Consider the following 9276-nt stretch of genomic DNA (forward strand, 5'->3'; position numbering starts at 1 on the left):
ATGAAGAGAAAGAAGGGGGGCCATCCAATGAGGGAAAATATTATGGTTATCGATGATGATGAGAAAATCACATCCATGTTAAGACGTGGCCTGGCATTTGAAGGCTATTCCGTTGAAACGGCAAGTAATGGTGCAGAGGGACTTAAGCAAATGTTAAGGGCGGAACCGAACTTACTAATCTTGGACGTGATGATGCCGCATATTGACGGCTGGGAGGTTGTGCGCCGTATCCGCGAAAGCGGCAGCGAGGTGCCGATCTTGATGTTAACCGCCAAAGATGAAATTAGCGATCGTGTGAAAGGTCTGGATCTTGGTGCTGACGATTATTTGGTCAAGCCCTTTGCGCTGGAGGAACTGCTCGCAAGGGTGCGGGTTCTTTTGCGTCGTAGAACGGAGCGGGCTGAGCAGCCGACGAACCGATTGAGCCATGAGGATACGATACTTGATTTGGATACGCGTGAAGTGTTCCGTGACGATAAATTGATTGAATTGACAACCAAAGAGTTTGATTTGCTTCACCTGTTCATGCAGAATCCGAAGCGTGTTCTTTCACGAGATATTATTATGGAAAAAATATGGGGCTACGATTACAGCGGCGAATCTAATGTGCTCGAGGTATACATAGCGCTGCTTCGTCAAAAAACCGAAGAGTTCGGCCATAAACGATTGATTCAAACCGTCCGGGGAGCGGGGTACGTGTTGAGAGGGGAATCCTGATATGTCGCTTCGTTTGCGGCTGACGCTTTGGTATTCAGGTGTTTTGGCATTGACGATGCTGCTTTTCGGGATCGTGCTATATGTTTTCTTGAATTACTTTTTGTACGATCAAATCCGTCAGGACTTGAAGCGAGAGGCAGGGAATACCTCCCTGCGCATTCAGAAAAGCATCGCTCTTTCACAAAAAGGGCTTGTTGTGGAATTAGAGCTGGAGAATAGGGATTTTTACTCAACAAATACGTTCCTGCAATTATATAATGTGAACCTCAAAAGCTATAATCGCTCGGCAAACCTGCAATTTTATAATGTAGCTTTGCCTTTGGATGCTTCTAGCATCGATAAATTGAGGGGAGATGACAGTGGTTTTTTTCAAAAAACCAAAGTCCTTGAGCAGGATTTCCTCATCTACTACCAAGGCATCTATGATCAGGCCAGCAATCTGATTGGAATTCTCCAAGCGGCTGTCCCTATTGGCAGCTATGAGAGAACGGCTGTTACGCTGAAGTACACGCTCATGTTCTGGGCATTGCTTACGATCATCGTTGCTGCTTCGCTTGGGTGGTTTTTATCGCGCAAGGCGCTTCAACCGATCGAACGCGTGATTGACGCTGCCAATCAAATTGGAAGCGGGGACGATTTGGAGAAGCGAATCGAGTATCAGGGACCACTTGATGAAATAGGAAGGCTCACCCAAACGATTAACGGCATGCTCTCACGCATCCAGATTACCTATCTGGAACTGGATGATGCCTATCGTGCGCAGCGGAGATTCGTATCGGATGCTTCTCACGAGCTCAGAACACCGCTGACGACGATTCGAGGGAATGTGGATCTGTTGGAGAAAATGTGGAAGAAAACGTCGGGAACGGAACTCGCCACACAGGAGCAGATGCAAATGTCTCTGGAAGCCATGCACGATATTGCCGGAGAAGCGCAGCGGATGAGCAGGCTCGTGAATGATCTTCTCGCGCTTGCCAGAGCAGATGCTGGGGTTGTCATGGAGAAGAATCCTGTCGAAATGCTGCCGCTCGTTCAGGAAGTTGTAAGAAGGGCACAATTGTTAGAGCACACCGCGGAATGGCAGGTAGGCGATCTAGATGTGCTTGACCATGCCATCGTGCAAGGGAATCGCGATTATTTACAGCAGCTGTTGTTTATTTTCATTGAGAATGCTTTTAAGTATACGCCAGTTGGGACTGTATCCCTTCATACGTCGCGGACGAGTGATTTTATCGGTATTCAAATCTCTGATACGGGGATCGGGATGGACAAAGAGGATATCCCTCATATTTTCGACAGATTCTATCGTGCGGACTTATCTAGAGGGCTAACCACGGGCACGGGGTTAGGCTTATCCATTGCCAAATGGATTATTGATGAGCATGGCGGATCCGTTGAAGTGACGACACGCAAGGATAAGGGTAGTACATTTATGATATGGTTACCAGCTAACTTTCCTCTACCTGTGTAATCCGTTATAATAAAAGGAAAACAGATGATGTGGGTAGGTGGAAGGTATGGAAGTCGTAAGAATTTCTCCAAGAGGCTACTGTTATGGTGTCGTAGACGCGATGGCATTGGCTATGCAAACAGCAAAAAATTTAAATCTTCCAAGACCAATTTATATATTAGGCATGATTGTGCACAATGCGCACGTCACCGATTTCTTCAAAGAAGAGGGCGTCGTCACGCTGGACGGCGAGAATCGTCTTGAAATTCTGGAGCAAATTGAAAAAGGTACTGTCATTTTCACGGCGCACGGCGTTTCTCCTGAGGTTAGAAGACGCGCTAGAGACAAAGGTTTGACAGTTGTCGACGCAACTTGCCCAGATGTGACAAAAACACATGATTTGATCCGCGAAAAAGTAGCAGACAACTATGAAGTTATCTATATTGGTAAAAAGGGGCATCCTGAGCCGGAAGGCGCCGTTGGTGTTGCCCCTGGCCTTGTACATCTTATTGAGAAGCTCGAAGAGGCTGACCATCTGAACATTAAGTCAGAGCGTATCATCATTACGAATCAAACGACGATGAGCCAGTGGGATATCAGGCACATCATGAATCGTCTCCTAGAGCTGTTTCCTAAGGCGGAAATTCATAATGAGATCTGCCTTGCAACTCAGGTACGGCAAGAAGCTGTGGCCGAACAAGCCAAAGAATCCGACCTGGTTATCGTTGTCGGAGATCCCAAAAGCAACAACTCTAACCGCTTAGCGCAAGTTTCAGAGGAAATTGCTGGAGTCAGGGCGTATAGAATAGCTGATATCACCGAATTGAATCGTGAATGGTTAACCCATGTCCGTAAAGTTGGGGTGACTTCAGGGGCTTCTACGCCGACTCCGATTACCAAAGAAGTCATATCTTACCTGGAAAGTTACGATCCAAAAGATGAAACCACTTGGGCAGTTACACGTACTATTAATATGAAGAAGCTCATTCCGGCTATGAAGTCCAAAGCAGCCAGCAGCGAGTAATTCGTATTTATTCCACAGGGCGGGATTGTGACCAGCATGCAGAGCACTCAGAAGGTGAAAATGATGAAAACTCGCTACGATTGGAAAAGCAGCAAACGCTGGTTTAAGTACAAATATTTACTTCTTTTACGTGCCAAAGGCGGGCCTTCTAAGGTTGCGCGCGGCTTTTCAATTGGTCTGGCTATAGAAATGTTTACCCTGCCTACAGCAGGATTTGCATTCGTTCTTATTTTTCCTTTGGTATATTTGTTAAGAGCTAATCTGCCTGCGGCATTAATTGGGTTTGTATTCGGAAAAATCATTTATATTCCGTTTTCAATTCTCAATAAGCAGGTTGGAGATTGGTTGGTACCGAAGCATGTTAAGGTTTATCTGATTCATCATTTACCGCATATCTTATCCAATATCATCAGAAGTGGTTTGGATTTGATTGTGGGTGGCATGGTGGTTGGAACCATTCTCGGTCTTATCGCTTATTTCCCTGTCGTGCTCTTTCTCAAATACCATACAAATCGTCGCAAAGAAAAACGCAGAATCCGCAAGGATCAGCTTGCACCTTCTAAGCAAGAAGAATAGCAAATAAATTAACGCTTGACGAATCTTCGTCAAGCGTTGTATATTTACTTTAGTGATTAAAAGCGTAGAAGCGAACAAGCGTTGAAGTGATTAAGTGGAACAACCCATATAAATGAGGAGCGTGTATATCATGATCGCCATTACTTCTAACAAAACGTCTGACGAGCGTATTCAAGAAATCGTCCAATTTATTGAGAAGCAAGGTGTGCAAGCTCACGTCTCCAAAGGCGAAGATCGCACGGTTATCGGTATTATCGGTCAAGCAGATCCTAAATTAGCAGAACAACTACGCCAAATGTCAGGAGTCGAACAAGTCGTGAAAATTTCAAAATCATACAAATTAGCAAGCCGTGATTTCCATCCGGCAGATACCGTTATTAATATTAAAGGCGTGGAAATTGGCGGCGAGCAGCTAGTCGTAATGGGCGGACCTTGCGCCGTAGAAACACCGGAGCAAATCGATGAAATCGCCCGTTTGGTGAAAGCGGCAGGGGGGCAAGTGTTGCGCGGCGGTGCATTCAAGCCAAGAACAGGGCCTTACAGCTTCCAAGGCGTAGGCGTAGAAGGTTTGATCATGATGGCTGAAGCGGGCAAGAAGCATGGGCTTCTAACGATTACAGAAGTTATGACTCCTGAGTACGTAGATGTGTGCGCGCAGTATGCAGATATCCTGCAAGTAGGCACACGCAACATGCAAAACTTTGACCTGCTGCGTAAACTAGGCACGATTCAAACGCCAGTTCTACTGAAACGCGGATTCAGCTCCACGTATGACGAATTCCTGAATGCTGCAGAATACATTCTTGCTGGCGGCAACCCGAATGTTATGCTCTGTGAGCGCGGAATCCGAACATTCGAAACTTACACACGTAACACATTGGATTTATCTGCCATTCCAGTACTTAAACAGCTTAGCCACCTTCCTGTCATTTCTGATCCAAGCCATGGTACGGGTCGCAGAGAACTTGTCGTTCCGATGACGAAAGCTTCCGTTGCTGCAGGCGCCGACGGTTTGATCATCGAAATGCATACAGATCCGGACAACTCCATGACTGGCGACGGCGTACAATCGCTGTTCCCAGACCAATTCGCAAACTTGCTGGTTGATTTAGAGAAGCTTGCGCCATTGCTTGGCAAAAAGTTCGATACGCAGAAAGAAGTTATTCTGGCATAATATTATGTTCAAGGAAACGAGTTTCTTCTATTAGGAAGAAACTCGTTTCCTTTTTTTGTATATAAGAAAAGTCTGTGAAAGAGTGTGAGCATAGCTTACACATAAATAAAAAATACCTGACATAAGTATTGACTGTGAAAGCTTAATCGCTATATAATATGTGCAAGATAACAACAAAAAGTTGAACATTAATCATGTAAAGTACGTTGAATGTACGGAAATGGGAGGGTTTTTTAAATGTCAGTTCAAAACGTGTTGAACCTTATCAAGGAAAAAAATATTGAGTGGGTAGATTTTCGTTTCGTAGGTCTTTCCGGTAAAGCACAGCATATCTCTTTGCCTGCAACTGAAGTRGATGAAGAAACATTTGTAAACGGCGTAGCTTTTGACGGTTCGTCCATCCCAGGATTCCGTGGTATTGAACAATCTGACATGGTAATGATGCCAGATACGGAAACTGCTTATGTAGATCCTTTCACAGCTCACCCAACATTAATCATTATGAGCAACATCCATACGCCTGAAGGCGAGCGTTATGATCGTGATCCGCGCAGTATCGCACAAAAAGCTGAAGAATATCTTCAAACTACAGGTGTTGGTACGACAGCATTCTTCGCACCAGAATCCGAATTCTTCATCTTTGATGATGTTCGTTTCGAGAATGGTATGAACAAGTCTTACTTCGAAGTTGACTCCGAAGAAGCTGGTTGGAACACTGGCCGCAAAGAAGAAGGCGGCAACCTTGCGTACAAAGTTCCAGTTAAAGGCGGTTACGTTCCAGTAGCACCAATCGATTCCCAACAAGACATTCGTTCCGAAATGTGTAATAAACTTGCTGACGCAGGTCTTCGCATCGAACGTCACCATCACGAAGTGGCAACAGCTGGTCAAGCTGAAATCAACTTCCGTTTTGACACTTTGACTAAAACAGCAGATAACCTGCTCAAATACAAGTACATCGTTGCTAACACTGCAAGAGAATATGGCAAAGTTGCTACATTCATGCCTAAGCCGCTGTTTGGCGACAATGGTAGCGGTATGCACGTTCATATGTCCATCTTCGACGGAAGCGAGCCTTTGTTCTATGAAAAAGGAGCATATGCAAACTTAAGTGAAATGGCAATTAACTATATCGGTGGTATCCTTTACCATGCACCAGCTTTGATCGCTTTGACGAACCCAAGCACAAACTCCTTTAAACGTCTAGTTCCTGGTTACGAAGCACCGGTTAACCTTGTATTCTCCAAAGGTAACCGTTCTGCAGCAGTTCGTATTCCAATCGCAGCTGTGACACCTAAAGGTTGTCGTATCGAATTCCGTACACCAGATAGCACAGCTAACCCATACCTTGCTTTCGCAGCAATGTTGATGGCTGGTCTTGACGGTATCAAAAAGAAAATCGATCCACGTGCACTTGGATACGGTCCTTTCGATACTAACATCTATGAAATGTCTGATGCTGAGAAAGCTGAAATCCGCAGCGTTCCTGGTACATTAGACGAAGCTCTTGATGCTCTTGCAGCTGATTCCGACTTCTTGATTGAAGGCGGCGTATTCACACAAGATTTCATCGATAACTACATCGAGTTGAAACGTGGCGAAGCGAAACAAGTTGCAATCCGCATTCACCCGCACGAGTACAACCTGTACTTCGATTGTTAATTCCTAGCCCTTATATGATTTATAATAATGAGCTGCTTCTATCATGGTTTTTCATGGTGGAGGCAGTTTTTTTAATGATAATAATTCCTTTTTGATAATAATTTTAATCTAAATCTGGAAATTTAATGAAAACAAGGTATAATGAAAACATCAATTATTTCTTATTCATTATTATTCCAACCCAGGGAAGGAAGATATTTTATGAGAATTACCCTCATTGCAGGAAGCAACCAGCAAGCAGCTACAAGCACAAGACTTACGGAGTATATCCAGCACTTGGTGCAATCGCATGGACATCAAGCAACACTTATTGATCTGAACAAAACACCGGTACCGTTTTACTCACCGGATGATTCTCATGGAGGCCATGAAGCGCTTGAAAATATGAAGCGTGCGATGCACGAAGCGGATGGCATCGTGTTGGCAACGCCTGAATATCATAGCGGAATCTCTGGTGTTCTGAAAAATGCATTGGATCATCTCGGACAAGATCATTTTAATAATAAAGCCGTACTTTCCGTCAGTTCAGCGGGTGGTTCTGTAGCTGTTAGCTCACTAACTCAGCTGCAAACGATCGTTCGCAATCTTCACGGTATTAACTGCCCGGAGTGGATTTCAATTGGCGGTGATCAACGGAAAAGCTTTCAAACTGGGGTAGCTTACGACGATATTCATCCAGATGTCGATAAACGCGTTCGACGTGTCGTAAATTCTTTCCTCGATTTGACAACAATATTGAACGTTCGACAATAGCTTGTTCGACAAAAATTGATTCAAATTCACATTTTATTTCATAAGAGTAATGCAAGGCGTTCCTGCGCTTTGTATTGCTCTTTTTTTATTGTTAACCAGTGGATAAATGAAAATGTATTTACAAGGATGTTTTGTTCTGCTAAACTGACCACTATCCATTGTTAACCAAAAATAATTAAAATAGGTTAACAATAAAATCTTTTTAGGAGGGATTGTCGTGTCAAGGTCTTACGAACAGCTTGCGGCCCTAAACAAGTCGCACGTTTGGCATCCTTTTACACAAATGAAAGACTACAATAACGAAGATCCTCTCATCATTGAACGTGGAGAAGGCGTTAAGCTTTACGATGTCCAAGGACGCGCCTATTACGATGGGTTTTCGTCTGTTTGGCTGAATGTTCATGGACATAATGTACCGGAGCTTAACCAAGCAATTGCGAACCAATTGGAGCTTGTTGCTCATTCAACTTTGTTAGGTATGGCTAATATCCCCGCAATTGAGCTGGCTGAGCAGCTGGTGAACATCACACCAGATGGATTAAACAAGGTGTTTTATTCGGACTCTGGAGCAACCGGGGTGGAGATCGCGATTAAAATGGCTTTCCAGTACTGGCATAACAAGGGGGCGCATAATAAAAAATCTTTTATCACGATGGGGCAAGCATATCACGGAGATACGATTGGGGCTGTGAGTGTTGGGGCGATCCCGCTTTATCATGAGGTATTTCGTCCAATGTTGTTCAAATCGCATGTTATCCCTTACCCCTATGCTTACCGAAATGAAGGGGGCGCAGAGGGAGCCAAAGAAGCAACTTTAGCTGCTTTGCGGGATTTGCTAGAGGCAAGGGCAGATGAGCTCGCGGCACTTATTGTGGAACCGATTGTCCAAGGAGCCAGTGGAATTGTTGTGATGCCAGAGGGCTGCCTGCGCGAGATGGCTGAGCTGTGTCGTAAGTATGACGTGCTGCTAATTGCGGATGAGGTAGCAACTGGCTTCGGTCGGACGGGGGAAATGTTCGCTTGTGATCTCGAAAACGTAACCCCAGATCTGATGGTGGTAGGCAAGGGACTCACAGGCGGCTACTTGCCTGTAGCGGTAACGCTGGCGACGGATGAGATCTATGGTGCCTTTTATGCGGACTATCACGAGCAGAAAACCTTTTTCCATGGACACTCATACACGGGAAATCCACTCGGTTGTGCTGTAGCCTTGGCCAGCTTAAAGCTTTTTGAAGAGAAAAGCATGTTGGAAGGAGTTCGTTCCAAGGCCGTTTATACTGCCAATGAACTAGCTGCGCTTATAGATAGACCGCACGTCGGTGAAATCCGGCAAAAAGGGTTGATGATTGGAATCGAGCTTGTACGTGATAAAAGTTCACGAGAACCGTACGAGTGGGGAGACCGAATTGGCGTGCGGACGAGTCAGAAAGCCAGAGAACTTGGCATGTTGACGCGGCCGCTTGGCAATGTGATTGTCTTCATTCCGCCTTTGGCCAGCACAGCGTCCGAGCTTAGAGAGATGACGGAGATATTGGCGGAATCCATTATTCAGGTCACGGAAGGATGCGGCGGGCGATGAATAAAGACAGCGCGGAGCCGATCTGTGGTCTCTTCATCACAGGTACGGACACCGGAGTGGGCAAAACGATGGTAACAGCCGCGATAGCAGCGGCGCTTCGTGCGGATGGTTGCCACGCAGGAGTATGGAAGCCTGTGCAGTCAGGCGCATGCCTGGGCAGTGGAGACACGGATGCGGAAAGACTGCTGCAGCTGACGGGAATCAATGAGCGGGCAGACGCCGTAGCGCCATACACTTTTGAAGTGCAACTGGCTCCTATTCTCGCTGCTAGGCAAGCCGGCGTGACCTTAACGCTGCAGGAACTGATCGCCGCGGGCAAGCCGCTTATTGAGCGATACGAG

At 45.6% G+C, this 9276-nt stretch carries 9 protein-coding genes; all 9 read left to right on the forward strand.

The features are described from left to right. The first annotated feature begins 27 nt into the window (after positions 1 to 27). Positions 28 to 717: a response regulator transcription factor gene (locus AC1DUA_RS11245; protein ID WP_477499827.1), complete on the forward strand. Its 690-nt coding sequence runs from the start codon at positions 28 to 30 to the stop codon at positions 715 to 717. Between the two features lies 1 nt (position 718). After that, positions 719 to 2188 (forward strand): sensor histidine kinase, encoded by a 1470-nt coding sequence (locus tag AC1DUA_RS11250; protein WP_477499828.1) that lies wholly within the window; start codon positions 719 to 721, stop codon positions 2186 to 2188. 46 nt (positions 2189 to 2234) lie between these two features. Next, positions 2235 to 3191 carry a 4-hydroxy-3-methylbut-2-enyl diphosphate reductase gene (locus tag AC1DUA_RS11255; RefSeq protein ID WP_477499829.1) on the forward strand — a complete coding sequence of 319 codons (957 nt, stop codon included), beginning with the start codon at positions 2235 to 2237 and terminating at the stop codon, positions 3189 to 3191. A 60-nt stretch (positions 3192 to 3251) separates the two neighbouring features. After that, positions 3252 to 3767, forward strand: coding sequence for a DUF2062 domain-containing protein (locus AC1DUA_RS11260; protein WP_477499830.1), 516 nt, complete (start codon positions 3252 to 3254; stop codon positions 3765 to 3767). 130 nt (positions 3768 to 3897) lie between these two features. Then, a complete protein-coding gene (gene aroF / locus AC1DUA_RS11265) occupies positions 3898 to 4941 on the forward strand; it encodes a 3-deoxy-7-phosphoheptulonate synthase (protein ID WP_477499831.1) in 1044 nt (347 codons plus the stop codon). 237 nt (positions 4942 to 5178) lie between these two features. Next, positions 5179 to 6603 (forward strand): type I glutamate--ammonia ligase, encoded by a 1425-nt coding sequence (gene glnA / locus AC1DUA_RS11270; RefSeq protein WP_477499832.1) that lies wholly within the window; start codon positions 5179 to 5181, stop codon positions 6601 to 6603. Between the two features lie 201 nt (positions 6604 to 6804). Continuing rightward, a complete protein-coding gene (locus tag AC1DUA_RS11275) occupies positions 6805 to 7356 on the forward strand; it encodes an NADPH-dependent FMN reductase (protein WP_477499833.1) in 552 nt (183 codons plus the stop codon). Between the two features lie 217 nt (positions 7357 to 7573). Further along, on the forward strand, positions 7574 to 8935 hold the full coding sequence (bioA, locus tag AC1DUA_RS11280) for an adenosylmethionine--8-amino-7-oxononanoate transaminase (protein WP_477499834.1): 1362 nt from the start codon (positions 7574 to 7576) through the stop codon (positions 8933 to 8935). Further along, positions 8932 to 9276, forward strand: a 345-nt coding sequence (bioD, locus tag AC1DUA_RS11285; RefSeq protein WP_477499835.1) for an ATP-dependent dethiobiotin synthetase BioD, incomplete at its 3' end; no start/stop codon positions are given. The genes bioA and bioD, both read left to right, overlap by 4 nt.

The organism is Paenibacillus sp. 01T422 (assembly GCF_056398785.1).

Excerpts from the sequence above, each read along its gene's own strand:
- AC1DUA_RS11250 (WP_477499828.1), top strand. The coding sequence starts at position 719 with ATGTCGCTTCGTTTGCGGCTGACGCTTTGGTATTCAGGTGTTTTGGCA.
- aroF (WP_477499831.1), top strand. The coding sequence starts at position 3,898 with ATGATCGCCATTACTTCTAACAAAACGTCTGACGAGCGTATTCAAGAA.
- AC1DUA_RS11260 (WP_477499830.1), top strand. The coding sequence starts at position 3,252 with ATGATGAAAACTCGCTACGATTGGAAAAGCAGCAAACGCTGGTTTAAG.
- AC1DUA_RS11255 (WP_477499829.1), top strand. The coding sequence starts at position 2,235 with ATGGAAGTCGTAAGAATTTCTCCAAGAGGCTACTGTTATGGTGTCGTA.
- AC1DUA_RS11245 (WP_477499827.1), top strand. The coding sequence starts at position 28 with ATGAGGGAAAATATTATGGTTATCGATGATGATGAGAAAATCACATCC.
- AC1DUA_RS11275 (WP_477499833.1), top strand. The coding sequence starts at position 6,805 with ATGAGAATTACCCTCATTGCAGGAAGCAACCAGCAAGCAGCTACAAGC.